General features: G+C 61.7%; 24 protein-coding genes and 1 pseudogene. 16 read left to right on the top strand and 9 right to left on the bottom strand.

Annotated elements, in window-relative coordinates; genetic code table 11:
- The 3 genes from AC0C6X_RS25285 to hflX all read left to right on the top strand — a co-directional run bounded on the left by AC0C6X_RS25285 (window position 1) and on the right by hflX (window position 2,620).
- Window positions 1-864, top strand: a complete 864-nt coding sequence (locus tag AC0C6X_RS25285) for a D-amino-acid transaminase (RefSeq protein ID WP_472955860.1) — start codon at window positions 1-3, stop codon at window positions 862-864.
- A gap of 109 nt (window positions 865-973) precedes the next feature.
- Window positions 974-1,216 carry an RNA chaperone Hfq gene (hfq, locus tag AC0C6X_RS25280; RefSeq protein WP_003535434.1) on the top strand — a complete coding sequence of 81 codons (243 nt, stop codon included), beginning with the start codon at window positions 974-976 and terminating at the stop codon, window positions 1,214-1,216.
- Between the two features lie 78 nt (window positions 1,217-1,294).
- Window positions 1,295-2,620 carry a GTPase HflX gene (gene hflX, locus AC0C6X_RS25275; protein WP_472955856.1) on the top strand — a complete coding sequence of 442 codons (1,326 nt, stop codon included), beginning with the start codon at window positions 1,295-1,297 and terminating at the stop codon, window positions 2,618-2,620.
- Window positions 2,621-2,715: 95 nt separating this feature from the next.
- Here the strand turns inward: hflX and mazG are convergent, their stop codons facing one another.
- Complete coding sequence (gene mazG / locus AC0C6X_RS25270) at window positions 2,716-3,549, bottom strand: nucleoside triphosphate pyrophosphohydrolase (RefSeq protein ID WP_173516353.1); 834 nt, start codon at window positions 3,547-3,549, stop codon at window positions 2,716-2,718.
- Between the two features lie 5 nt (window positions 3,550-3,554).
- Window positions 3,555-4,142, bottom strand: coding sequence for a deaminase (locus AC0C6X_RS25265; RefSeq protein WP_173516354.1), 588 nt, complete (start codon window positions 4,140-4,142; stop codon window positions 3,555-3,557).
- Between the two features lie 231 nt (window positions 4,143-4,373).
- Between AC0C6X_RS25265 and cysG the strand changes: the two genes are divergently transcribed.
- The 6 genes and pseudogenes from cysG to AC0C6X_RS25235 form a co-directional block, all read left to right on the top strand.
- Window positions 4,374-5,834, top strand: a complete 1,461-nt coding sequence (gene cysG / locus AC0C6X_RS25260) for a siroheme synthase CysG (RefSeq protein WP_472955855.1) — start codon at window positions 4,374-4,376, stop codon at window positions 5,832-5,834.
- A gap of 10 nt (window positions 5,835-5,844) precedes the next feature.
- The gene (locus AC0C6X_RS25255) at window positions 5,845-6,159 is read left to right on the top strand and encodes a DUF2849 domain-containing protein (protein WP_173516356.1); all 315 of its coding nucleotides are present in this window, start codon (window positions 5,845-5,847) and stop codon (window positions 6,157-6,159) included.
- A gap of 14 nt (window positions 6,160-6,173) precedes the next feature.
- Complete coding sequence (locus AC0C6X_RS25250; RefSeq protein WP_472955854.1) at window positions 6,174-7,844, top strand: nitrite/sulfite reductase; 1,671 nt, start codon at window positions 6,174-6,176, stop codon at window positions 7,842-7,844.
- A gap of 16 nt (window positions 7,845-7,860) precedes the next feature.
- Window positions 7,861-8,361 (top strand): DUF934 domain-containing protein, encoded by a 501-nt coding sequence (locus tag AC0C6X_RS25245; RefSeq protein ID WP_472955853.1) that lies wholly within the window; start codon window positions 7,861-7,863, stop codon window positions 8,359-8,361.
- 200 nt (window positions 8,362-8,561) lie between these two features.
- The gene (locus AC0C6X_RS25240) at window positions 8,562-9,374 is read left to right on the top strand and encodes a ferredoxin--NADP reductase (RefSeq protein ID WP_173516359.1); all 813 of its coding nucleotides are present in this window, start codon (window positions 8,562-8,564) and stop codon (window positions 9,372-9,374) included.
- Between the two features lie 77 nt (window positions 9,375-9,451).
- Window positions 9,452-9,579 (top strand): annotated as a pseudogene (locus tag AC0C6X_RS25235) (acetyl-CoA hydrolase/transferase C-terminal domain-containing protein); the annotation flags it as partial.
- Between the two features lie 131 nt (window positions 9,580-9,710).
- On the opposite strand, the gene AC0C6X_RS25230 reads toward AC0C6X_RS25235, so the two are convergent.
- On the bottom strand, window positions 9,711-10,328 hold the full coding sequence (locus AC0C6X_RS25230) for a GntR family transcriptional regulator (RefSeq protein ID WP_472955851.1): 618 nt from the start codon (window positions 10,326-10,328) through the stop codon (window positions 9,711-9,713).
- 272 nt (window positions 10,329-10,600) lie between these two features.
- Between AC0C6X_RS25230 and AC0C6X_RS25225 the strand changes: the two genes are divergently transcribed.
- The 6 genes from AC0C6X_RS25225 to AC0C6X_RS25200 are packed head-to-tail and all read left to right on the top strand — an operon-like array spanning window position 10,601 to window position 18,406.
- Window positions 10,601-11,860: a ferredoxin reductase family protein gene (locus AC0C6X_RS25225; RefSeq protein WP_472955849.1), complete on the top strand. Its 1,260-nt coding sequence runs from the start codon at window positions 10,601-10,603 to the stop codon at window positions 11,858-11,860.
- 44 nt (window positions 11,861-11,904) lie between these two features.
- Complete coding sequence (locus AC0C6X_RS25220) at window positions 11,905-15,132, top strand: c-type cytochrome (protein WP_472955848.1); 3,228 nt, start codon at window positions 11,905-11,907, stop codon at window positions 15,130-15,132.
- A gap of 22 nt (window positions 15,133-15,154) precedes the next feature.
- On the top strand, window positions 15,155-16,039 hold the full coding sequence (locus AC0C6X_RS25215; protein WP_472955846.1) for an OmpA family protein: 885 nt from the start codon (window positions 15,155-15,157) through the stop codon (window positions 16,037-16,039).
- 2 nt (window positions 16,040-16,041) lie between these two features.
- Window positions 16,042-17,586 carry a caspase family protein gene (locus AC0C6X_RS25210; RefSeq protein ID WP_472955845.1) on the top strand — a complete coding sequence of 515 codons (1,545 nt, stop codon included), beginning with the start codon at window positions 16,042-16,044 and terminating at the stop codon, window positions 17,584-17,586.
- Entirely contained in the window at window positions 17,583-17,990 is a 408-nt protein-coding gene (locus tag AC0C6X_RS25205; RefSeq protein ID WP_173516366.1) for a hypothetical protein, read from the top strand. Before AC0C6X_RS25210 ends, AC0C6X_RS25205 begins: the two co-directional genes overlap by 4 nt.
- Before the next feature lie 8 nt (window positions 17,991-17,998).
- Window positions 17,999-18,406: a DUF4384 domain-containing protein gene (locus tag AC0C6X_RS25200; RefSeq protein WP_472955843.1), complete on the top strand. Its 408-nt coding sequence runs from the start codon at window positions 17,999-18,001 to the stop codon at window positions 18,404-18,406.
- A gap of 84 nt (window positions 18,407-18,490) precedes the next feature.
- On the opposite strand, the gene AC0C6X_RS25195 is transcribed toward AC0C6X_RS25200, so the two are convergent.
- From AC0C6X_RS25195 to AC0C6X_RS25180, 4 genes are all read right to left on the bottom strand, one after another.
- A complete protein-coding gene (locus AC0C6X_RS25195) occupies window positions 18,491-19,267 on the bottom strand; it encodes an amino acid ABC transporter ATP-binding protein (RefSeq protein WP_173516368.1) in 777 nt (258 codons plus the stop codon).
- A gap of 16 nt (window positions 19,268-19,283) precedes the next feature.
- Window positions 19,284-20,441 carry an amino acid ABC transporter permease gene (locus AC0C6X_RS25190; RefSeq protein ID WP_173516369.1) on the bottom strand — a complete coding sequence of 386 codons (1,158 nt, stop codon included), beginning with the start codon at window positions 20,439-20,441 and terminating at the stop codon, window positions 19,284-19,286.
- A 4-nt stretch (window positions 20,442-20,445) separates the two neighbouring features.
- On the bottom strand, window positions 20,446-21,639 hold the full coding sequence (locus AC0C6X_RS25185; protein ID WP_173516370.1) for an amino acid ABC transporter permease: 1,194 nt from the start codon (window positions 21,637-21,639) through the stop codon (window positions 20,446-20,448).
- A gap of 91 nt (window positions 21,640-21,730) precedes the next feature.
- Window positions 21,731-22,756, bottom strand: coding sequence for an amino acid ABC transporter substrate-binding protein (locus tag AC0C6X_RS25180; RefSeq protein ID WP_173516371.1), 1,026 nt, complete (start codon window positions 22,754-22,756; stop codon window positions 21,731-21,733).
- A gap of 339 nt (window positions 22,757-23,095) precedes the next feature.
- Between AC0C6X_RS25180 and AC0C6X_RS25175 the strand changes: the two genes are divergently transcribed.
- Window positions 23,096-24,286, top strand: coding sequence for a cystathionine beta-lyase (locus AC0C6X_RS25175; protein WP_247959059.1), 1,191 nt, complete (start codon window positions 23,096-23,098; stop codon window positions 24,284-24,286).
- A gap of 193 nt (window positions 24,287-24,479) precedes the next feature.
- Here the strand turns inward: AC0C6X_RS25175 and AC0C6X_RS25170 are convergent, their stop codons facing one another.
- Both AC0C6X_RS25170 and AC0C6X_RS25165 read right to left on the bottom strand, forming a co-directional pair.
- Window positions 24,480-25,646, bottom strand: a complete 1,167-nt coding sequence (locus AC0C6X_RS25170; protein ID WP_472955841.1) for an FAD-dependent monooxygenase — start codon at window positions 25,644-25,646, stop codon at window positions 24,480-24,482.
- A gap of 9 nt (window positions 25,647-25,655) precedes the next feature.
- Window positions 25,656-25,901, bottom strand: coding sequence for a zinc-finger domain-containing protein (locus AC0C6X_RS25165; RefSeq protein ID WP_057255736.1), 246 nt, complete (start codon window positions 25,899-25,901; stop codon window positions 25,656-25,658).
- Between the last annotated feature and the right edge of the window lie 10 nt (window positions 25,902-25,911).

Below are 25,911 nucleotides of genomic sequence, written 5' to 3'. Positions count from 1 at the left end.
ATGCCGAGAATTGCTTATGTCAACGGTGCCTACGTGCCGCATGCCGACGCCGCAGTCCATATCGAGGACCGCGGTTATCAGTTTGCAGACGGTGTCTACGAGGTCTGCGAGGTCCGTCATGGTTACATCGTCGATCTCAACCGGCATCTCGATCGTCTCGACCGTTCGCTTCGTGAATTGCGCATCGCCTGGCCGATGCGCCGTGCGGCGCTCGTGCATGTGATCCGGGAAGTGATCCGGCGCAACCGGGTTCGGAATGGTCTGTTCTATATGCAGGTCACGCGCGGCGTGGCGCGCCGCGACCATGTATTTCCGGCCACGGAGACCAAACCGACGATCGTGGTGACGGCGAAGCGCACCGATGCCGAAGCCATCGCCAAAAAGGCGACGCAGGGGATCTCGGCCATCACCGTACCGGAAAACCGATGGGACCGGGTGGACATCAAGTCCGTCGGGCTTCTGCCCAACGTGCTTGCCCGCCAGAAGGCGAAGGAGGAGGGTGCGCAGGAGGCGATTTTCGTCGACGCCGATGGCACGGTGAAGGAGGGCGCCGCGACCAATGTCTGGATCGTCGATCGCGACGGAACGCTGCGCACACGCCCGGCCGAGCACGGAATCCTGAAGGGAATCACCCGCACCACACTGATGGACGTGGCGGGCCCGCTTGGGCTCAAGGTCGAGGAGAGAGCATTCTCGATCGAGGAAATGCTCGCGGCGCGCGAGGTCTTCATCACCGCTGCTACCAGCATCTGCTTTCCGGTCGTTTCGGTGGACGGCAGGCCGATCGGCAATGGCCATCCGGGAAGCATAGCACAGAATATTCGTGAAGCCTTTTTCGGCGTTGCGGAAAAGACATTGATTTGATACCAAACTTAGAGAGGTGTCGGGGAAGGTACTTGTGGCGCCTCTGATTGCAGATATCGACAAAAATGCACCGGCGCGAAACGCCGGCAAATAAGAAAGAAGCGGCGCGATGGCGGAACGTTCTCAAAACTTGCAGGATCTCTTTCTCAACACGGTCCGCAAGCAAAAGATTTCATTGACAATTTTCCTTATCAACGGTGTCAAGCTCACCGGTGTCGTGACATCTTTTGATAATTTCTGCGTCCTGTTGCGTCGCGATGGCCACTCGCAACTGGTCTACAAGCACGCGATCTCGACCATCATGCCCGGCCAGCCGCTGCAGATGTTCGAGAACGAAGAAGCCGCATCCTGACGGGACGTTAGGCACATTACCAAGCGGGATTCAAAATCGTCGTCGATCATTCCGGAGCTCGAGAAGCTCCGCGACGACATGCGCGCGGTCGTCATCGTTCCGGTCTTGAAAAAGACCGGAAGACAGTCCGCAGAGATACTCTCGGCCACGACCACACGCTCGGATGAAAGCCGCCTCGAGGAGGCGACCGGGCTGGCGCTGGCGATCGACCTCGATGTCGTGCATGGCGCCATCGTTCCGGTGGCGCAGCCGAAGCCCGGCACCTTGCTCGGCACCGGCAAGATCGAGGAGATCGGCCATATCCTCGTCGAACAGGATGCCGGTCTCGTTATCGTCGATCATCCCTTGACGCCGGTGCAGCAGCGCAATCTCGAGAAGGGATGGAACGCCAAGGTCATCGACCGAACGGGCCTCATCCTCGAGATTTTCGGGCGCCGCGCTTCCACCAAGGAAGGCACGCTGCAGGTCGATCTTGCGCATCTCAACTACCAGAAAGGCCGCTTGGTCCGAAGCTGGACCCACCTTGAGCGTCAGCGCGGTGGCGGCGGCTTCATGGGTGGCCCGGGTGAAACCCAGATCGAAGCGGACCGGCGCTTGCTGCAGGACCGCATCGTCAAGCTCGAGCGCGAACTGGAACAGGTCCGCCGGACCCGGCAGCTGCACCGTTCCAAGCGCAAGAAGGTGCCGCATCCGATCGTCGCCCTCGTCGGCTATACCAACGCCGGCAAGTCCACGCTTTTCAACCGCATGACCGGGGCGGGCGTGCTCGCCGAGGACATGCTGTTTGCGACGCTCGATCCGACGCTTCGGCGTCTGAAGCTGCCGCATGGCCGCATGGTGATCCTCTCCGACACCGTCGGTTTCATTTCCGACCTGCCGACGCACCTCGTCGCTGCCTTCCGCGCGACGCTCGAAGAGGTGCTGGAGGCGGATCTGATCTTGCACGTGCGTGATCTCTCCGACCCGGACAACCAGGCGCAGGCAAGCGATGTGCTCCGCATTCTCGCCGATCTCGGCATCGACGAGAAGGAAGCGTCCGAACGGCTGATCGAGGTCTGGAACAAGATTGACCGGCTGGATGTCGAATCGCGCGAAGCGTTGCGCGGCAAGGCAGCGACCTCGGAAAATACGGTTGCCGTCTCGGCGATTACCGGTGAGGGCGTTGACGAACTGCTCGCCGAAATCGGCCGACGCCTGTCGGGCGTTCTGACGGAATGCACCGTCGTTCTCGGCATCGACCAGTTGCAGCTTCTGCCCTGGATCTATCAGCACGCCATCGTCGACGGCCGCGAGGATCTGGAAGACGGGCGCGTGAGCCTCGATCTCCGGCTGACCGAAAACGAGGCGTCCGATCTGGAACGCCGTCTCGGAAACGGGCCGAAGCCCGTCGAAGAAGACTGGTAAGCCAAAGACTGGTTAGCCCAAACGTTTTGCTCGAGCCATCGGTTCGCTGGCTGCCTGCGAGGGACGCATCGGAAACATCATGCGTCCCGACGGTCTTAGCCGAGCTGCCGCTCGATCGCCTTGGCCGCCTGCCAAAGCTCTTCCATCCGCTCCAGCGTCGCGTTATCCAGCGTCTCGCCGCCGGCTTCTAGCTCGCGCTCGATATGGGCGAAGCGGCGGCGGAACTTGGTGTTGGTGCCGCGAAGCGCCATTTCGGGATCAGTCCCGACGTGGCGGCCGATATTGACCACTGCGAAGATCAGGTCGCCCAGTTCGTCGCTGACCTTGGCGCGATCCTTTTCGCGCAGCGCCTGGCGCAGTTCGCCGATCTCCTCCTCGATCTTGTCGAGGATCGGTTCAGGTTCCGACCAGTCGAAGCCGACCTTTGCCGCGCGCTCCTGCAGTTTCAGGGCTTCGACAAGCGCCGGAAACGAGCGCTGGACCGAACCGAGGTGGCTCTTAGCGGCATCCGGGGCGAGGCCGTGCTTGGTGCGTCTCGCCTGCCGTTCTGCCTTCTCTGCCTGCTTGATCTGGTCCCATTGCAACTTGACCGCCTCGGGCGTATCGGCGTCGGAACGGGCAAAGACATGCGGATGCCGGCGGATCATCTTGCGCGTTACTGCCTCGACGACGTCGCCGAAGGCGAAGTCACCCGCTTCCTCCGCCATGCGGGCGTGGAACACCACCTGCAGAAGAAGATCGCCGAGTTCGTCGCAAAGGTCGTGCATGTCGCCGCGCTCGATGGCGTCGGCGACCTCATAGGCTTCCTCGATCGTATAGGGCTTGATCGTCTCGAAGGTCTGAACGATGTCCCAGGGGCAGCCGGTCTCGGGTTGGCGAAGCGCCGCCATGATGTCGAGCAGGCGTTGGATGTCGCGCGAAGGTTCCATGGATCTCAGTTCAGCGGAATGGCGTTCTGATCCTTGCCCGACTGGTAGCTATCGGAAAGGCTCTGGTAGCGGGCGCGGATGCGGGCATCCTGGGCGGCAAGCCGCGCACGGGTCTCAGTATCGGCGCCCTTCGCAAGGTCCGCGATCGAGGCCGAATGCCAGAAGGCGTTGTCCTTGGCGTAGCCACCCGGCTCCAGGCGGAAGACTTCCTTCAGGATCTTCAGATCATGCGGGATCGCGAAACTGTCGCGCGAATCTTCGTGGCTGAAGAAGTAATAGAAATTGTCGAAACCGGCCCAGGTGATGGCCGAAAGGCACATGGAGCAGGGCTCGTGCGTCGACAGGAAAATGAGATCGCGCGTATCGGGCTTCTCCGCCATCTCGTAGAAACGCTTCAGCGTGTGGACCTCACCATGCCAGAGCGGGTTTTCCGTCTCGTTATTGGTTTCCGCCAGCACCAGCGACAGGTCGGATTTGCGCAGGATCGCAGCGCCAAACACCTTGTTGCCTGCGGCCACACCCTTTTCGGTGAGCGGCAGGATATTCTGCTCGATGACGGTCAAAAGCCGTTCGGCGAGGTCCGATTGGGTCATGTCTTGCATCTCCGGCAGGTCAGTGACCGCATTTAACGGAGGTTGCCCCCGCGGCGCAATGGCCGCGGAAGGGTCGGCGGCTTAAGGGGACCGGAGATATTTGCTCAAAATGGTGCACCACCGAGCAAAACAATACGGGACCGGAAAGGCATTGAAATTTCTGTTCCTTCAATTGTCGTGTTCCATGCGGGATATTCGGCGCAGCCTGTAGAAGGAACCCTCTGCCAGACCATGACGCAGCAGCTCGCCGTTTTCCCCGCATTCTTTCGCGTCGCGCAGAAGCGCGTGGCGGTGTTCGGCAATGGCGACGAGGCCTTTGCCAAGGTGCGGCTGTTGCTGAACACGGAAGCCTCGATCGTCGTCTACGCCGATGAGCCGGAAACAGAGTTCGCGCAGTACCTTCGTGATCGCGCGATCGAACGCGTGGCGGCCGCCTTCGCTCCCGAGCAGCTCGACGGCGCCATCCTCGTTTTTGCCGCGACCGGCAATGTTGCCGATGACCGGCGCATCGTTGTCGCGGCGCGTGAACGCAGGATCCCGGCCAATGCAGTCGACCAGCCCGACTTTTGCGACTTCTTCACGCCGGCGCTCGTCAATCGTGCCCCGGTCGCAGTCGCCATCGGCACCGAAGGGGCAGGGCCGGTGCTGGCCCAGATGATCCGCGCCCAGATCGATCAGCTCCTTTCGCCTTCCCTCGGTGTCGTTGCATCGCTCGCCGCGAGCTATCGCGAGGCCGTTGACCGCCTGGTGCCGCGTGGTGTGGCGCGCCGCCTCTTCTGGCGCCGGTTCTTCCTGGGTCCGGTCGCCGACAGGGTCGCCGGCGGCGATCTGGCGGCTGCCCGCCGCGAGGCGTCGCGTCTGCTCGATGCGCCCGAGAAGGCGGCTGGCCATGTCTGGCTCGTTGGTGCCGGTCCGGGCGCTGAAGACCTGCTGACGCTTCGCGCTCAGCGCGTGATGATGGAGGCCGATGCGATCGTCTATGACGCGCTGGTGCCGCAGGCGATCGTCGATATGGGCCGCCGCGACGCCGAGCGCCTGTCCGTCGGCAAGCGCAAGGGCTGCCACACGAAGTCTCAGGACGAGATCAACCAGTTGCTCGTGGCGCTCGCGGCCGAAGGCAAGCGAGTCGTTCGCCTGAAGTCCGGTGATCCCTTGGTCTACGGCCGCGCTGGCGAAGAAATGGCAGCACTGCGCGAAGCCGGTATCAGCTATGAGATCGTCCCGGGGATTACGTCGGCCTTTGCTGCCGCCGCTGATTTCGAATTGCCGCTGACGCTGCGCGGCGTTGCCTCTTCGCTGGTCTTCACCACCGGTCACGATCTGACCGGCGAAGTTCTGCCCGATTGGGCACGGCTTGCCGTTTCCGGTGCCACGATCGCGGTCTATATGGGCCGGACTGTCGCCGCGTCCGTCGCTGGCCGTCTGATGCAGGCGGGCCTTCCGGCGGAAACGACCGTCGCCGTCATCGAGAACGCCAGCCGCGCGGATCGTCGCTTGCTGCATGGCACGCTGAAGGATCTTCCGGATCTCGAAAACCGGAGCGAGCTTTCAGGTCCGGTCATGGTCATCATTGGCGAGGCCGTTGCCGGCGCCAACTTCGGGCGGTCCGAACCGCTCGTCGTCGGCAAATCACGCGGTGCCAAGAAGACCGCTGAAGTCGCCTCCGGGCGCAACGAACAGATTTTGAGCTGAGGAAGAGACGATGGTGAGCAAGGTTTTGACGGCAAATCGGCTTTCGGACGGCATTTCCGTCTGGCTGGATGCCGCCGGCAACTGGGCCGAATCGCTTCAGGATGCCTTTGTTGCCCGCCATGCCGAGGCCGTGACGGCACTCGAAGCCACGGGCAAGCAGGCGTTCGAGGATAACAAGGTCGTCGACGTCAATGTCGTCGACGTCGAAGAGATCAACGGCACGCTTCGGCCGCTGCGCATGCGTGAACGCATCCGCGCCGAAGGCCCGTCCATCCCCTATGCTGCCGGCTACAACGGTCTGGCCGGCCCGAAACACGCTGCCTGAGGAACCGATACCCGATGTACCGTTACGATGAATTCGACCACGCTTTCGTTTCCTCCCGCGTCGAACAGTTCCGCGATCAGGTCGGGCGCCGCCTGAGCGGCGAGCTCGCCGAAGATGCCTTCAAGCCGCTGCGCCTGATGAACGGAGTCTATTTGCAGCTGCATGCCTATATGCTGCGCGTCGCCATTCCCTATGGCACGTTGTCGAGCCGTCAGATGCGCATGCTCGCCCATATCGCGCGCAAATATGACCGCGGCTATGGCCACTTCACCACCCGCCAGAACATCCAGTACAACTGGCCGCGCCTTTCCGATACGCCGGATATCCTGCAGGAACTGGCGACGGTCGAGATGCACGCGCTCCAGACTTCGGGCAACTGCATTCGCAATGTCACCGCCGATCACTTCGCCGGGGCGGCGGCCGATGAGGTCGCTGATCCAAGGCCTTATGCCGAGATCCTGAGACAATGGTCGAGCGTTCACCCGGAGTTCTCGTTCCTCCCGCGCAAGTTCAAGATCGCCGTCACCGGCGCCGAACGTGACCGCGCCGCGATCCAGGTCCACGATATCGGTCTGCACCTCAAGAAGGACGAGAACGGCCGCATCGGCTTTGCCGTCTATGTCGGCGGTGGCCAGGGCCGCACCCCGATGATCGCCAAGAAGATCCGCGACTTCCTGCCGGAAGAGGACCTGCTGTCCTACACGACGGCGATCATGCGCGTGTACAACCTCCACGGCCGCCGCGACAACAAGTACAAGGCCCGCATCAAGATCCTCGTGCACGAGACCGGCGCCGAAGAACTGGCGCGCCAGGTCGAGGTCGAATTTGCTGCACTCAAGGACACGGAGCTGAGGCTGCCTGAGACGGACATCCAGGCGATCGCCACCTATTTCGCGCCGCCGGCGCTCGGCAACCGCGCCGAAGGCTGGGAGAGCCTCGCGCGCTGGAAGAAGACCGATGCGGACTTTGCCCGCTGGGTGCAGCAGAACGTGCAGCCGCACAAGCACCCGGATTACGGCATGGTGACGATCTCGCTGAAGCCGATCGGCGGCATTCCGGGTGACGCCAGCGACGCGCAGATGGATGCCGTTGCCGATATCGCCGAGGAATATGCCTTCGACGAAATTCGCGTCAGCCACGAGCAGAACCTCATCCTGCCGCATGTGGCGCTGGCCGATCTCGAGCCGGTTTACCGTGCGCTCGTTGCCGCCGGCCTTGCGACCGCCAATGCCGGCCTGATCACGGATATCATTGCCTGTCCGGGGCTGGACTACTGCGCGCTTGCCAATGCACGCTCCATTCCGGTGGCCCAGGAGATTTCGAACCGCTTCGGCTCGCCCGAGCGCCAGGCCGAAATCGGCGAGCTGAAGATCAAGATCTCCGGCTGCATCAACGCCTGCGGTCATCACCATGTCGGCCATATCGGCCTGCTCGGTGTCGAGAAGAAGGGTGCGGAACTCTATCAGATCACGCTCGGCGGCTCCGGCGACGAGAACACCTCGATCGGCGAGATCATCGGCCGCGGCTTCGAGCCGGAGAAGGTGACCGATGCCGTCGAGACGATCGTCGACACCTATCTGGGACTTCGCCGCGACAAGGACGAGACCTTCCTCGAAGCCTATCGCCGCGTCGGCCCGCAACCCTTCAAGGACGCGCTCTATGGCAGTGCGCAGGAAGCTGCCTGAGGCGCAAGGAACGGATATGACGAAAATTTGGAAGGAAACCGGCTTCGTAGGCGACGATCCCTGGATCATCGAGACGGAGGAAACGAAGGCGGGCTCGAACGAGAAGGCGATTATTGGCCTCGATGCGTTCCTCGCCAAGGTCGAAACGAGCGACGAAACCGGCCTCGGCGTGGTCATCGCGCCGGCGGATGACGTGACGAAGCTGGCGCCCCATCTCGATCGCATCGCTCTCGTGGCAGTGGCGTTCCCGGCCTTCAACGACGGTCGCGCCTTCAGCCACGCGTCGCTGCTGCGCTCGCGTCTCGGCTTTGGCGGCGAGGTGAGGGCGATCGGTGACGTGCTGATCGACCAGATCCCGCTTATGCTGCGCTGTGGTGTCGATAGCTTCGCAGTCAGCAATGCGACGGCTCTCAAGCGCCTTTCGGAAGGGCGCTTGCCTGGAATCGCCGTTCACTACCAGCCGACGGCAAAGCCCTCGACCGACGCAAAATCCTATAGCTGGCGGCGTGTTTCATGAAGCAATGCCAGGAAAAATGTGATGCGGTTTCCGTCTGGCTTGGCGCAAGAGTTGGGTCGGATCAGCCGCGACAGTGTGAAGCACGCTGAAAATCCCCCGAAAGCGACTATATTTGGAAGGGAATTCCTTCCCATCGCGCGTGGCTTGGAATATCCGGTCATTGTTGATAAACAGGGTCATCATTACAGGACTTTAGCCAGATGAATGCTCCGGCAAAAACGGAAGATTTCGCGATCCAGGCACCGGCAGGCGTTTACGTCGAGACGGTGACGAGCGTTGAGCATTATACGGATCGGCTCTTCCGGTTCCGCATGACCCGCCCTGCGGAATTCCGTTTCCGCTCGGGTGAATTCGCGATGATCGGCCTGATGGTTGGCGACAAGCCGATCTATCGCGCCTATTCGATCGCCAGCCCCGCCTGGGACGAAGAACTCGAGTTCTTCTCGATCAAGGTGCCGGATGGCCCGCTGACCTCGCATCTCCAGGCGATCAAGCCCGGCGACAAGGTGCTGATGCGCAAGAAGCCGACTGGCACGCTGGTGCTTGATGCGCTGGTTCCCGGCCGCCGTCTCTACATGTTCTCGACCGGAACCGGCATTGCACCCTTCGCGAGCCTGATCCGCGATCCGGAGACCTATGAAAAGTTCGAGGAAGTGATCCTCACCCATACCTGCCGCGACGTCGCCGAACTGAAGTACGGCTTTGATCTCGTAGAGGAAATCCGCAATCACGAGTTCCTGAACGAGATCGTCGGCGACAAGCTGCGCCACTATGCGACGGTGACCCGCGAGGACTATCCGTTCAAGGGCCGTGTCACCGACCTGATGGTCAACGGCAAGTTCTTCTCCGATCTCGGCCTGCCGCCGCTCGATCCGGCTGTCGACCGCGGCATGATCTGCGGTTCGACGGCGATGCTGAAGGACACCAAGGAGATCCTCGAGGCAGCCGGGCTGACCGAGGGCGCCAACAACAAGCCGGCCGAATTCGTGATCGAGCGGGCCTTCGTCGGCTGATCCCGGTTCCAGGCAATCTTCGATTTAACGAAAGGCGTCCCCAGGGCGCCTTTCGTTGTTTGTGGTGGGCATTCGTCGCTAAGGGCGGAGCCATATCGCCGGAGGTTTCGATGGTCTCGCATGTGGGGCATACGGAGCACGATGTCGATATTCTGGTGACCGAGCACCGGCAGCCGACCTGTGCGGCCTCGCGCCGCGCGAGCGCGGCCGCGACCCGTGGTGGCCAGACGCCTCATATCCTAATGGCGCGATGCGTGGCTTGACGGTATGAGAGTGAAGAAATCATTGTCAAAGCAAATGGTTGCGGTGATTTCCTCGCACTTGTGCGACCGGTCCTCAGGCGTCTGATAGATAGTTCATCAATTCCGTCATCGCCGCAGACGCAGTTGGAGCGTCACCCCTTTCGATCGCATCGATCACGGTGATGTGGCGGCGAACCGATCCAGCCATCTTTTCCGGAGAGGACGACGCAAACCAAATGCGACGCGCATGGGTCTGCAAAGGTGCCAGCGCCGCAGTCAGGAAGCGGTTGGAACAGGCCTCCTCCATCAGTTCGTCAAAGACCTTGTCGGCGACGAGGAAACCCTCCAAGTCGCCTGCGTCGAGACAGGCGGCCATCTCCACGCCGCAGGCTTTCATCGCGCGCCGGTCATCGGCGCTCGCGTGTGTCGCGACCAGAGCTGCCGCAAGCGGCTCCAACTTCTGCCGGGCCTGCATGACGTGGACCTGGTCGTCGGGACGGATCGTGGTGATCTGCAGGCCGACACGCGGTCGCACATCCATCAGGCCCTGCCAGGCGAGCTTCTGGATCGCCTCGCGAACCGGCGTTCGGCCAAGCCCCGCGAGCTCGATCAACCGTTTCTCGGTGACCAGGGCGCCGGGCTCGAGCTTGAGTGTCACGATGAGCCGCTCGAGCGCAAGGTAGGCTAGGTGCGCTTGGGATTGCAGTGACATGCCGTTCCTTTGCTTCTGATATATCAGGAGCTTGCACAATTTCTCACAAGGAGGCAAGCAAGGCGATCGTCGCAACCCGGTATCGCCTTTCAAGCTGATGCGAACCTTGAGAAAGGTAAATGAGCAAGCGCTCAAAAATCACGAATTTCAAAGGCATGAATAAAGGAAGCTCATCAGCCGTTTCCAGCGGGAATGATGTTGACGAATGGTAAGGGGCTTGTCAGTCTTCCCCTTGGCAACAACCATCTGACGTCGGCGTTGAGGGGCGCAGGATGCAAGTGGGCGCGTTTCTGGTCTGGTCGCTGATGGTGATTGCGGGGCTGTTGGCCGTGCCCGCAGTCAGCCACACCAACGCATTGACGACATTCTCCCTGATGGCCTCGTCTGCCGCTTTCGTCGGCATGGCGATCGCTCAATTCATGGCCGCGCGCCCGCCGTTCGTCGAAGCCTTGTTCGGCGGTCTCGACCGCGTTTATCACTTCCACCGCAGGATCGGCATCTCCGTGCTGATCCTGATCCTCGTCCATTATTTTCTAAAGCCCGATTTCAAGGGGCTGGCACTGACGAGCGGCCTGAATCACCTAGCCGCCTCGGCCGGGAAGTATGCCTTCTATGGGTTCGTCGTCCTGCTGGTCCTCAGCATCGTCAAGGTCATCCCGAGGACAAAGATAGAGATTCCCTACCACCTCTGGCGATACACGCACCGCCTGATCGGTCTGCTCTTCGTTCTCGTCGCTTTCCACCAGATGTTCATCAAACGTCCTTACGACGGCACTGCGATGCTCGCGGTCTACCTGAACGTTTTTGCCGCGCTCGGCATTCTGAGCTACGCCTATACCCAGCTTCTGCCCTGGCTCAGAACGCGCGGCTACGAGGTTTTTGACGTGGCCAGGGAGAACGGCGCGACCGTGATCGCAGCGCGGCCACTCGGGCGTCGCCTCCGCGCGAGGCCGGGGCAATTCGGGTTTCTGCGCGTGATGAAGCCGGGCCTTCGGGAGCCGCACCCATTTACGATCGCCGGCATTGAGGCTAACGGCATCGTCCGCTTCGCGATCAAGCCGCTCGGGGACTATACGCAAGCGCTCCGTGACAATATCGCGGCCGGTGATCGGCTGAAGCTCGAAGGCGGCTACGGCCGCTTCAATCATCGTCGTGGCGGCAAGAAGCAGATCTGGCTTGCCGGCGGCATCGGCGTTACGCCGTTCCTGGCGATGGCGCGGCACCTCAAGGGCGACGAAGGGCAGCAGATCCACATGGTCTATTGCGTTCGCGACCGACGCGAGGCGATCGGCCTGGAAACCTTCGAGGCGCAGGCGCGGACGCTCGGAAACTTCAGTTTCGTCCTGCATGATTCCTCTGCGGATGGACGCCTGGACGCGGCCAAGCTGGCAACCGGAAGCGTGATCGATCCGTCGGAGGCCGACCTGTGGTTTTGCGGTCCGCCGCCGCTGAGAGAAGCAATCGTCAAGGACTTGAACGAACTCGGCAAGAAGCCAAGGCGAATCGAGTTCGAGCGGTTTCAGTTTCGATAAGCAGCAGATTTCACGAGTGACTTTTTGAATGAGGAGAGGGTTTCATGCGCGGTCTGCGGAGAAGGCTGGGGAGCGTCTCGCGAAGAGCCGGCCCCGGCTCGGGGGCATTGGCATTGTCGGCGGCGGCATTGCTTGCCATCTCGTTTTGCCCCGCCCTTGCAGAAGCACGCGATGCCTTCGCCGATGACGCGTTTTCGACCTACAAGGCGAATGTGGAAAACGGCCAGTACATGTTCAACGCAGCAGGCTGCGGCGCCTGTCACGGATCCGGCGACAATACGGAACTGCTTTCCGGCGGCATGGAGATGAACACTGCGATCGGCACCTTCTATGCGCCGAACATTTCTCCGCACGCCAACGGTATCGGCGGGTGGACAAACGCACAGTTCCTGAACGCGGTGCTGGTCGGCCTCGATCGAGAGGGAAACAACCTCTACCCGGTCATGCCCTACACGTCCTATGGCGGGATGAAGCCGGAGGATGCGCTCGACATCAAGGCCTATATCGAAACGCTGCCGCAGTCGGACGCCACCTCCAAGGAACACGAGATCGCCTTCCCCTTCAGTCGCCAGACGACGATCACGCTCTGGAAGCGCAGCCACTTCACGGTGCCGGGCTATCAACCGCGGGAAGAGACGCAAGCCGAGCGCGGTCGTTACCTCGTCGAGAATGTCGGCGCTTGCGGCGATTGCCATACGCCGCGCACCACCACCTATGGCTTCGATCTCGAACGTGCCTACCAGGGTGAAAAGGACCTGACGGGGGCGGTTGCGCCAGACATCAGCAAGGCGAAGATGGCGGGCCTTGCTTCGCCCGAGGTCTTCACCAAGGGTCTCATCGACGAAGGAAAGAAACTCTCAGGTGCGCCAGTCAGCGATCCCGTCATGCGGCGCATCGCCAAGGGGCTGAAAGCTTTGACGGAGGACGACCGGCGGGCGATCTACGCCTTTCTTTCCGACCGCGAAGTGAAGGCGCCGGCGCCGGTGGCGCAGTCTGTGACCGCCGTCTGCAAGGAAAGCACGGCAGCGGAAGCGCTCGGCGGCGACCATGCGGTGCTGGCACAGCAGGCGGATGCCTTCATCGGCAAGTATTGCCGCAATTGTCACGGACCGGGCGAAAGTTCGCAGGGGAGCTACCCCGCCGGCGATCTCGCTTCGATCGCCGCCGATGCCAATTTCGTGGTACCGGGCGACGCATCGAAGTCGCGTCTCTATTCCACGGTCGTCAGCGGCCGCATGCCGCTCGGCAAACGGCCCTCGGCTGAAGAGATCAAGGTGCTGGAGGACTGGATCAACGCGCTGAGCGAGAAAAGCCTACCGCAAACCGCAGCGACCAAGCCCGAACGCTCGCGCCCGATGTTGACCTACGGGCAGTTCGTCGAGGCGGCGCTGAAGGACATAGGGACTGTCAGCGAGCGCGATCGTCCGTTCATGCGCTATTTCTCTTATCGCGACCAATACAACGGCATGATGGGCTGCGAGGACGACCAGACCTTCATGAAGCGCATGGACGTGCTCGCGGGCGGCTTCAAGAAACTGCTCAATTCGCTCTCCTATGGGCCGAAACTGGTCCTGCCGACGGAGGTCGACGGCACCAACGGGCTGCTGGTGCGCGTCGATCTGCGCGAGCTGCAATGGGAGGCCGCGGACTATGACTTCCTGATCAAACGTTATTTCTACGGCATCGATCCGCAGAGCGATCCGTCGCTGGCGGCACTTTCCAGAGAAACGGCCACGCAACTGCCGATCATGCGGATCGACTGGTTCATGAGCAATGGCGCCCGGCCGGAGATCTACAATCGGCTGATGAGGCTGCCGACCCAGATTGGTGAGCTCGAGGCGCGCTTCAAGATCGACGTCGCCGGCAACATCCGCCGGCGCGACGTCCTGCGTGCCGGCTTCGCCGACGGCTCTTCCGGCGTATCCGACCATAACCGCATGCTGGAGCGGCACGACATGCCCTTCGGCGGCTATTACTGGAAATCCTATGATTTCGGCGGCGACGTCGGCAAGCAGGTGCTGAAGCGGTTCCCGCATGGGCCGACGGAACTCGCTCCGCTCGATGCGGGTCTGGTGCCCTTCGAGCATGATGGGGGCGAGATGATCTTCTCGCTCCCGAACGGCTTGCAGGGGTACTACTTATCGACCGCGGCGGGCAAACAGCTTGATGTCGGACCGACGACGATCGTGTCGTTCCGCAAGCGGCCGATCGGCAAGAGCGTCGAGATCGTCAATGCGCGTTCCTGCGTCGATTGCCATGCCGACGGTATTCTGTCGAAGCGCGATCAGTTGCGTGAGCATATCGAGACATCGACGCTTTTCAGCAAGGATCAGCAGGACGTGCTGCTCGCCATGTATGTGAAGCAGGAGGAACTGGACGAGGCCTATCGCAAGGATCGCGAGCGCTTCGTCGCCGCCCTCAAGGCGCTTGGAGTGACCGAGCCGACGCCCGATGGCGGTCTCCAGAGCAGGCATGCGCCGGGCGACGCAGAGATCATCACCTACTTCGCGGACAAATACGAAGACGAACTCGACTTTGACGGCTTGGCGGCAGAATTCGACATGACGCCGAAGCAATTCTCCAATGCCATCAAGCGCGTGACGAACACCGATGTCCTGCGCCTGGGGCTCGACTGGGTGACGACCCTGGAAGCCGGCGGAACGATCCCGCGCAACGAGGTCGAACAGCAATATGCCTTGCTGCTGGAACCATTGCTCCAGCGCCGTCCCCTGGACACGGCGGCAATCGTCGTTGCCGGTGCCGATCAGTCGTCGGACGCGAAGCCACAATCGATCGCGGTCGCGGTGCCCGATTATCGCAAGGAGAAAGCGGAAGCTGGCGACAGGCTGGCGCTCGCACTGAACGTGAAGTCGACGACGGCGAAGGTCGGCGATCAGCTTTCTTTCGAGCTCAGCGCCAATCAGGCCTGCGAGTTGCAGATCCTTTATGTCGAGGAGAACGGCAATGTCGAGGTCATCCCGGATGTGATGATTGGCAACACGACGCTGCAGCCGGGCGAACGGCGCCTGATCCCGCAGCCGGGGACAGGCACGCTGACCTTCGACACGCCGGCACCATCCGAGTCGATGTTGGCTTTCTGTCGCGTCGGTGGGCTTGGCGATCAGAGACTCACTGTGGAGAAGGCGCGCGACTACGTGGCGAAGTCGCGGTTGCCGCCGACGAGGGGGCTGGCGATCAATCTGGCCAAGCAGGCCCAGGGCGATGGCGGGGCCAGCAGCGTTCAGATGGTGACGTTCGAGATCAGGGAGTGACGCGCGAATTATGGCAAAGGTGATGAAATCCCTCATTCTCGTGTCGGCGTTGGCGCTGCCTTTTGCCTGGCCCGCGACGGCCTGCGATGGCCTTCGCCAGGCGTCCGAAGCGCTGAACCGGAGCGACGAGGCGGCTGCGCGCGCAGCGGTCGATCCCGAGCGTTTCGCCGGATGTTCGGCGACCGAGATCGCGCTGACGCGTCGGGTCGCGGCGTTGGCGACTTTCAATCGGGTCGCGGCCGCTGTGGGGCAGGGCGCCAAGCTCGAAAGCTTCGAAGGCGACCTGACGACTGCGAGCAGGGACGCCGGTGGGCCCTGTCTCGATGCTCTCGGCGACATCAACCGGGAGCGCCGGGATTATGAGGCGGCGGCGACCTATTATCAGCAGGCGCTGGAAGATGCGGCGAACGAAGAGCTGACCCCCGATTGGATGGCGCCGGACAAGGACTATATCCTGCGGCTGGACAGGCTGGCCTCGGAGATGCGACTTGCGGCAACCAAGCCCGTCAAGCTCGCGGCGCGCGGCGCCTGCAAGTTCTCCTACCGCGGCATATCGATCAGGAAAAAGGCCACGCCGGTGCGCTACGTCTTTGGCACCGCCGAGTTCACGCCCGAGGGATTGCAGTCGGCAAAGGATCTTTTCGAATGCCTGAAGTCGGCAAAACCGCCGACAATCACGCTGATTGGTCATACCGATCCGGTTGGCACGACAGAGGCGAACAAGGCGCTGTCGATCGCACGCGCCGAGGCATTGGCGAAGTACCTCGTCGGTGCCGGCTACCCAGGCACCTGGACAGTCGTCGGCAGGGGCGAGGAAGAGCCGTTCAAACCGGACGATCCGAACGCCTATGACGAGGTGATGCTGCACCAGCTCGACCGGCGGGTGGAAGTGGATGTGGGGAACTAGCGGTGCTGCACAGGATCCTGCTTTCGACGGCGCTCTTCGTCCTGCCCGCAGCTCCCGTCTTCGCTGCCACTTCGGCGCTTGTCGTTGGGGTCGATGCCTATCCGCATGAAGTGAGCCTCGACGGCGCGGTCAAGGACGCACGCGATGTCGCGCAGGCGCTAAAAGCGGCCAATGTCGGCACGATACGGCAGTTCATCAACGAGCAGGCGACGAAGGACGCCATCCGCTCCGCGTGGACCGAATTGATTGCCGGCGCAGCCCGCGGCGATACGATCGTCTTCACCTATGCCGGGCATGGCGCGCAGATGCCGGAATTGGTCGCGGGCAGCGAGGATGACGGCCTGGACGAGTTCCTGGAACTGCCAGGCTTTGACAGAAGCCTTGCGGAGGAAACGGGCAAGGAGATCATCGTCGACAACGAACTGAACGCCTGGTTCGCGGAAGCCGAGGCCAAGGCCATTCAGGTTCTGTTTGTTTCGGACAGCTGCTTTTCCGGCGGCATGAACCGTTCCATATACGGCAAGACGCGGCTTGCGCCGATCGTGCGCGCGAAGGTACCTCCACCATCCGAGGAGGCGCTCGAGGGCGCCAGGGTGAAGGAGGCGGAACTGTCCAGTGTGACGATCCTGGCCGCATCGCTGGAAAGCCAGCCGACACCGGAAGTGGTGATCGGCGGAGAGCCGCGCGGAGCCCTGAGCTGGAGCTTCGCCCGGGCCCTCGAAGGCGCTGCCGATCGCGACGGCGATGGCCGGATCTCGCGCATCGAACTCGAGGACTACGTCTTCTCCAACGTCAAGCTTCAGTCGGAAGCCCTGCAGGTGCCGAACTTTACCCCGCAGTTGCCGCGCTCCGACAAGGAGATTGTTCTGTCGCTGCCGCGCAGTGCAACGATTGGTGCGACTGCGACCGGCGAAGCCAGGACGCGGCTGAAATCACCGCGTGAGATGGGGTGGACGGGGAAACTGGCACTGAGCGTTGCTGGTGCGGCGCCGCCGCTCAACAATCTGGGCGGCAATGGCGTGCCCTACCGCTGGGATGCGGCGACCGGCGTGTTTTATACGCCAAACGGCGATGTCGCCGGCGAGCATATCGCGCCGGAAATGCTCCAGGGCGCCGTCGACAAGTTCATCCTGGTCGACTTCCTGAAAACCTTGGCGGCGCAGAGCCCTGGCAGCGTTTCGCTTGCGCCGCTCAAGGACATCTATGCGGCAGGGGACCGTCTCAATTTTAAGGCGGCGCAGGGCGACTACGCCAACATGCTGGTTTTCAATCTGGCGAATACCGGTGAAGCGCAGCTTCTCGATGCGCAGATTGCGGGCAGCGGCAGCCATGCGTTTCAGCTTCAGGGCCTGGAAGTGGTGAAACCCTTCGGCGCCGATCATCTGGTCGTCATTTCGACCAACACGCCGATCGACGCCATTGCGGCCGCCTTCACCAACTCCAAGCTCGACGCCGCGGCGCTTCTGCGCCTTCTTGAGACACGATTGGAAGGCAGCGACAGCACGGTCGCCATCCAGCCGCTTTACACGAGGGAGCGGGGCCAATGAGCACGCATGGCAGGTCTTGGTGTGCCGTGCTTGCTGTGGTGACATGTCTCGCCTTGCATCCTGCTCCGGCCGCAGCCGGCGACCGAGCCTTGCTCGTCGGTGTGGGAAGTTACGCGAACGCCGAGCTTCTCGAGTTCGTAAGGGCGCAATCGACCGCTGATTGCGCTTCGCATGACAAATGCGGCAATCTCGACCCGCAGTTGGAAAGCAAGGCGCAGGCTCTTGGTGAGAGCGCAGTCGCGCCCGAAAAGCTGGACGCAAACGGCAACGGGCAGGGGGCTTATCTGCAAGCCGGCACTCCGAACCTAGCCCACCCCATCCATCAAGATGCCAATGCCGTCAACGCGGTCAGCGACATCATCGGCAAGACAGAGACCGGAGATGTCAGGATTGCCATAGACTGACCGACACCATGAGGGCCGGCGACGTTTTCAAGCTGACGGTGACCAGCCGCACCAGCGGCGACCTGCTGCTCTTCGACGTGAACAGCCAGGGCAAGGCGAGGCAGATCTTTCCGAACGAGTTCGCGCGGGAGATCACGCCGCTTGCGCCAGACGTGCCGCTGACATTGCCGGACGAATATTACGGCTTTGATTTCGAGGCGTCGGGCGAGGGCGAAAATGTCCTCGTCGCTTTCGTGATCAGCGATGCCATCGATTTGAGCGGTGTTGCACCGAAATCCCGTGGGCTGAAGGTCGAGCTGAATGCCCGGGATGCGCCTGGCGACATCGTTGCGCGATTGCAGAATACCTGGACCGACGATCTCGACAGACGCGGCATCCGTTGGTCCGTCGGCACGTTGCGCTATCGAGTGGAATAGGACGACCATCCGATCGCTGAAATGAAAACGCCCGCCTCATCGAGGCGGGCGTTTCTCTCAGACGGTTCTCCGTCCGGAATTGGTTTAGTGCAGGATTTGGCTGAGGAAGAGCTTGGTGCGCTCATGCTGCGGATTGTCGAAGAACTCGGCCGGCGAGTTCTGCTCGACGATCTGGCCCTGGTCCATGAAGATCACGCGGTTGGCGACCTGGCGGGCGAAGCCCATTTCGTGGGTGACGCACAGCATGGTCATGCCTTCTTCGGCAAGGCCGACCATGGTGTCGAGCACTTCCTTGATCATTTCCGGGTCGAGTGCCGAGGTCGGCTCGTCGAAAAGCATGATCTTCGGGTTCATGCAAAGCGAACGGGCGATCGCCACGCGCTGCTGCTGGCCGCCCGAAAGCTGGCCCGGATATTTATGCGCCTGTTCAGGGATCTTGACGCGCTTCAGGAAGTGCATCGCGATTTCCTCTGCCTGCTTCTTCGGCATCTTGCGCACCCAGATCGGCGCAAGCGTGCAGTTTTCCAGGATCGTCAGGTGCGGGAAGAGATTAAAATGCTGGAAGACCATGCCGACTTCGCGGCGCACTTCGTCGATCTTCTTCAGGTCGTTGGTCAGCTCGATGCCATCGACGACGATCTTGCCCTTCTGGTGTTCTTCCAGGCGATTGATGCAGCGGATCATCGTCGACTTGCCGGAGCCCGACGGGCCAGCAATGACGATGCGCTCGCCCTTCATGACCTTCAGGTTGATGTCGCGAAGGACGTGGAAGTCCCCGTACCATTTGTTCATTCCGGTGATTTCGACTGCAACATCCGTCGCAGAAACGGTCATTTTGGAAGCAGTGGCGGTGTTTGCCATGCGATCCTCCCCTCTTTTATCGTTTATGGGCCGTGTCGAGCACGCGTTCCATGAAGCCTGAATAGCGCGACATACCGAAGCAGAAAAGCCAGAATATGAAGCCAGCGAAAATTAGCCCTGAGATCGGCGTGACCGACGAGGCCCAGTTCGCGTCGGTGAAGTTGAAGCGAACGATGCCGAGCAGGTCGAACATGCCGATGATCGAGACCAGCGACGTGTCCTTGAAAAGGCCGATGAACGTGTTGACGATGCCGGGGATCACCAGCTTCAGCGCCTGCGGCAGCACGATGAGGTTCATCTTCTGCCAGTAGCTGAGGCCTAGCGAATCCGCCCCTTCGTATTGACCCTTCGGAATGGCCTGGAGGCCGCCGCGCACCACTTCAGCCATATAGGCCGATGCGAAGAGCGACACACCGATCAGTGCCCGCAGGAACTTGTCGAAGGTAACGCCCTGCGGCAGGAACAAGGGCAGCATGACGCTCGCCATGAACAGCACGGTGATCAACGGAATGCCGCGTACCAGTTCGATGAAGGCGGTGCAGAGCATCTTGATGACCGGCATGTGCGATCGTCTGCCGAGCGCCAGCAGAATGCCGAGCGGCAGCGATACGGCGATGCCGACGAATGAGAGTATCAGTGTCACCATCAGGCCGCCCCAAAGCGGCGTCTCGACGAAGGTCAGCCCAAACCAGCCGCCGGGAAGCAGGATCAAGGAGACGATCGGTAGTACCGCGAACAGCAGGATGGCGTTGATGCTCTTGTAGGGCACCTTCGGGATCAGCATCGGCACGAGCAAAAGCACGAACAGGATGCCGACGAGGGTGGGCCGCCAGCGCTCCTCGAGCGGGTAGCGTCCATAGACGAACTGGTCGAGCTTCGCATTGACGAAGGCCCAGCAGGCGCCGCTCCAGCCCTCAGGCTGGGCGCCGCCCTGGGCGACCGTGGCACACACGCCGCGACCACCGCCGGTCCAGGCGGCGTCAAGGAAGAGCCACTGGATTGCCGGCGGCACGAGCCAAGCGAGCACCAGCAAGCTTATGATGGTAAGCACGGTGTCCTTGGGCGTGGCGAAGAGATTCTTGCGCAGCCAGCGGACGAGCCCGCCTTCTGCGATCGGTGGTGACGATGCCTCGATCATCGAGGCGCGCACGAAAGTAGCCTGGTGTGTGGTCATGGTCTTATCTCTCCACCAAGGCCATGCGGGCGTTGAACCAGTTCATGAACAGGGACGTCGCCAAGCTGAGTGACAGGTAGACGACGATCCAGATCGTGACGACCTCGATCGCCTGACCCGTCTGATTGAGGATCGTGCCGCCAACGGCCACAAGATCCGCATAGCCGATCGCGACGGCGAGCGACGAGTTCTTGGTCAGGTTCAGGTACTGGCTGGTGAGCGGAGGAATAATGATCCGCAGCGCTTGCGGGACCACGACGAGGCGCGTCGTGAGGCGCGGTCGGATGCCGAGCGCATGGGCGGCCTCTGTCTGTCCCTTGGACACGCCGCGAATGCCGGCGCGTACGATCTCGGCGATGAAGGCGGCGGTATAGAACGAGAGCGCCAGGAACAGCGACAGGAATTCGGGTCCGATTACCGAACCGCCGGTAAGATTGAATTTTCCGGCCACCGGAACGTCAAAGGTGATCGGCGAGCCGGTGGCGAAGAACGTCAGTAGCGGCAAGCCGATGACAAGGCCAAGAACCGTCCAGAGAATCGGGAAGCGCTGCCCGGTGGCGTCTTGTTTCTTGTGCGCAAAGCGTGCCACCGCGATGCTTGCGACGATTGCAATGACCAACGCAAAGAGCGTGTATTGCCAGCCGTCGCCGAGGATCGGTTTGGGGAAGGCGAGGCCGCGGTTGTTGAGGAACATGTTGAGCGGCAGCGCCGCCGATTCGCGCGGTTGCGGCAAGATGGCCAGAACGCCGCTGTACCAGAAGAAGATGACGAGCAGCGGCGGGATGTTCCGGAACACCTCGACATAGGTGAGCGACAGCTTGGCGATCAGCCAGTTGTGCGAAAGCCTTCCGATGCCGACCGCAAAGCCGATAATGGTTGCGGTGAAAATCCCGCAAATCGCCACAAGCAGCGTATTGAGCAGGCCAACGAGCAGCGCACGCTGATAGGTGGAATCGCTGGTAAAGGCGATCAGCGATTGCCCGACGTCGAAGCCCGCGCGTCCGTTCAGGAAGCCGTAGCCGGAAGCGATGTTCGCCCGTTTCAGATTCTCGATCGTATTGTCGGCCACCCAATAGACGAAGGCCGCGAGAACGACGAGGGTGATAACCTGATAAAATATCCCGCGGACCTGCGGGTCATTGATGATAGACCCCGACGGTTTGCTTTTCTCAGGCGTAGTTGTGACGCCAATCGCCATGCAATGCCTCTTTCCCCTTTTCACCCTTATGGGTGTTCTTATCGTTGGAAGGGAAGCGGGAGGCCCGCTTCCCCTGTTGTATCAGATCGCCTTAGCGGACCGGCGGGGCATACTGGATGCCGCCCTTGTTCCACAGCGCATTGAGGCCGCGCTCGATCTTCAGCGGGCTGCCGGCGCCAATGTTGCGGTCAAAGACTTCACCGTAGTTGCCGACCGCCTTGATGACGTTCACGGCCCATTCGTTGGTCAGGCCGAGGTCGGTGCCGATCTTCGAGTCGGCCTCGACGCCGAGGAAGCGCTGGACATCCGGGTTGGTCGACTTCTTCATTTCTTCGACGTTCGCCTGGGTGATACCGAACTCTTCGGCCTGGATCAGGGCGTAGTGAACCCAGCTGACAATGTCGTACCACTGGTCGTCACCCTGGCGCACGGCCGGGCCGAGCGGTTCCTTCGAGATGATTTCCGGCAGGATCATGTGATCATCCGGCTTGGAAAGCGTCAGGCGCAGCGAATAGAGGCCGGACTGGTCCGTCGTGTAGACGTCGCAACGGCCGGCGTCATAGGCGGCGTTGACCTCTTCGAGCTTTTCGAAGACGACCGGGTTGTACTGCAGGTTATTGGATTTGAAATAGTCGGCAAGGTTGAGTTCGGTGGTGGTGCCGGTCTGCACGCAGACGGCCGCGCCCGAAAGCTCGAGGGCCGACTTGACGTTCAGGCTTTTGCGAACCATGAAGCCCTGGCCGTCATAGTAGTTGACAGGGCGGAAGTTGAAGCCGAGCGCGGTGTCGCGGTTGATCGTCCACGTGGTGTTGCGGGCAAGAACGTCGACCTCACCGGACTGCAGTGCCGGGAAGCGTTCCTTGGCCGAAGTGGGCGTGTACTTTACCTTGCTGCCATCCGCGAAGATCGCGGCGGCGATTGCCTTGCAGTAGTCAACGTCGAAACCGCTCCAGTTGCCCGAAGCATCCGGTGCCGCGAAGCCGGCAAGGCCGGTGTTCACGCCGCACTGGACAAAGCCCTTGGCCTTCACGTCGTCAAGGGTAGCGCCCGAAGCCGCCTGTGTGCCAATCCCCATGACAGCAGCGCCAACGAGAGCTGTCAGAATTCTTCTTGCCATTTTTAGAACCTTTTTCTGTTGTCGTTAGTTCCCGTCTGCACCGGCGCCTCTTCCGGCGCGTGCAGTCTCCGCCACCCTCCTGGCGCGAGCACAGGCTATCTCATGCTCAAATTCCATGAGGGTCAAGAGAGGCTGCCGATTTTCTGATTTTGCATGTGAAAAACTCGAAACAAGCCAGAAAGTTAGGCAGTTTTTGGAGGAAGCGAGCGGGCGCTGGGCGAAAAATCGCCAAATGCCCGCCAATAACTGCCAAAACGACACTCCATGATTTTTGCCACTTGACCGCAGTTGTAGCTCATTCGAAGAGTTTCTCATTCGAAATCAGAAGCGGAACATGCAATGGCAGACAGCGGCAATGTGAATGGCAAGAGGGGCATCAACACCCGTCTCGCTCATAGCGGCAACAATCCCTCCGACTATTTCGGCTTCGTCAATCCGCCGGTGGTGCACGCATCCACCGTGCTGTTTCCCAATGCGAAGACGATGGAAACGCGCGCACAGAGATACACCTACGGGACGCGCGGAACGCCGACTACGGATGCGCTTTGCGACGCGATCAACGAGCTCGAAGGTTCCGCCGGGACGATCCTGGTGCCCTCGGGTCTGGCTGCGGTGACGGTGCCGTTCCTCGCTTACCTTTCGGCGGGCGACCACGCACTGGTCGTCGATTCGGTCTATTTCCCGACGCGCCACTTCTGCGACACGATGCTGACGCGTCTCGGCGTCACCGTCGAGTATTACGATCCGATGATTGGTGCGGGTATCGAAACGCTGATCCGCCCGAACACGCGTCTGGTGCACACCGAAGCGCCGGGTTCGAACACGTTCGAAATGCAGGACATTCGTGCGATTGCCACCGCCGCCCATCGCCACGGCTGCGTCGTCACCATGGATAACACCTGGGCGACGCCGGTCTATTTCAAGCCGCTTGACCATGGTGTCGACGTCTCGATCCATGCGGCCACCAAATATCCCTCCGGTCATTCGGACGTGCTTTTCGGCACCGTGTCGGCGAACGCTGCGCATTGGCCGGCATTGACGGAGGCGATGGTCACCCTTGGCGTCTGTGTCTCGCCGGACGACAGCTATCAGATCCTGCGCGGCCTCAGAACCATGGGCATCCGTCTCGAACGCCATCAGGAAAGTGCGCTGACGCTGGCGAAATGGCTCGAAACGCGGGACGAAGTCGCGCGCGTACTGCATCCGGCGCTGCCGAGCTTCCCGGGCCACGAACTCTGGAAGCGTGACTTTAGCGGCGCGAGCGGCATCTTCTCCTTTGTCCTCAAGGCGGAAAGCGCCGATCGTTTCAAGGCCAAGGCGCACGCTTTTCTCGACGCGCTGAAGCTCTTCGGGTTGGGGTACTCCTGGGGCGGGTTCGAAAGTCTCGCCGTTCACGTTGGCCTGGGAGATCGCAAGGTCGCGTTGGCGCCGACGGAAGGGCCGGTCATCCGCCTGCAGATCGGCCTCGAGGATGTGCCGGATATCCGCCGCGACATCGAAGCGGGATTGGCGGCGGCGAACGCCGTCTGACGAAAAAGAGGCGCCGCAACCGTTCGCGGCGCCTTGCCAGCATCGATTATGCTGGACGTTTCGCCGCGCGTCTTGTCGGACGCGCGGCGGTCGCCGTTGCGCTTTGGTTTATTGCCTGTCTTCGCCCTCGAATCGCGGTCTATTTAAGAAGACATGCAGCAGCGTCTTAAGAAGACATGCAGCAGCGTCGGAACTAGGGCCGTTGGGCGCCGTAGCCGTAGAGCCAGTCGAGGTCGGCGGCGAGCGCGTCCGGTCCCTTGAGTTTCAGGACGATGTCGCGGCCGAGGCGTAAAGGCCCCCGGGCATGGTAGGCGAAGTGATTGAATGCCGCGCGCCGGCGAACCCGGGCGATGCGTGGTCGGCGCCTCGCTTCGAATGTCGCCAGCGCCAATGGGACATCGGTGCCGGTGGCCAGGCAGTCGGAAAGCTCGAAGGCGTCCTCGATTGCCATGGCTGCGCCCTGTGCCGCAAAAGGCGTCATTGCATGGGCCGCATCCCCGATCAGCACGGTCTTTCGCCCGTCTTGCCAAGCGCCATCGTCCACGGTGCACAATGGCCAATAGGTGGGAGCCGTAGCCTTTTCGAGCAGCGAGCGAATGCCTGCATTCCAGCGCGAGAATGCATTCAGGCAATCCTGGCGCCGCTCGTCCGAATCCTTGCCGACCCAGACGGCGTCGGTCTCCTTGCCCTCGATGATCGCGACGAGATTGAAGCCGTCAACTTCCCGCAACGGATAAGCGACGAGATGGGCGCGAGGACCGAGGAACGCCGTCACCTGGTTCGGTTGGAGGAGGCCCGCGGCCGTGTCGCGCGTGAGCGTCATGCGCCAGGCGACGTTGCCCGAGAAGCTTACGCGGCCGGCACCGGGTATGCTGTTGCGCAATCGCGACCAGATCCCGTCGGCGCCGACGATGATGTCCGGGCGGCGCCCCGTCAGTCTTTCAATCGTCTGCTCATCGGGAGCATCGATCTGATGCCCAAGCTGCAGGCGGCAGCTAGACTCGGCCTCGACTGCGGAAAGCAGGACCTTCTGCAGGCTGGCGCGATGCATGACGGCATAGGGGGCATGCCAGCGGCGGCGGGCGAAAGCGCCAGCCGATACGCTGGCCAGAGGGCTCAGGGTTACGCCGTCGACCAGGCCGATGTGCTCGGGCTCGCTCCAGCAGCGTTCGAGCTTCGCGAGGAGGCCGAGCTTGATGAGGATGCGCGAGGCGTTCGGTGACAGCTGCAGGCCGGCGCCGACTTCGGTCAGTGCCTCGGCCCGCTCGATGATGTCAACCTCGAAGCCTCGGCGGGCGAGGCACAAGGCGGCCGCAAGCCCGCCGATACCGGCGCCGATGATCGCGACAGCGCGCGACATCGTGGCGTGTCAGGCGGCTTTGTGGGCGAAGAGGCAGCCGGGCGGATTGGTTTCCGTCGCCTTCAGCTTCGGATTGTAGCGATAGAGCGTGGAGCAGTAGGAGCAGACCTTTTCGTTGTCGTCGCCCATATCGATGAAGATGTGCGGGTGATCGTACGGAATGGACGCGCCGGTGCACATGAATTCCTTGACGCCGATTTCGATTGCCTGATGTCCGCCGTCGTTCTGGAAGTGCGGGATGCTGTGGCCGGCCATGTCATGCTCC

Source organism: Ensifer sp. VA4, from assembly GCF_055710065.1.
Note: the sequence above shows the minus strand (reverse complement) of the source record. Positions and strands in the feature narration are given on the sequence as shown.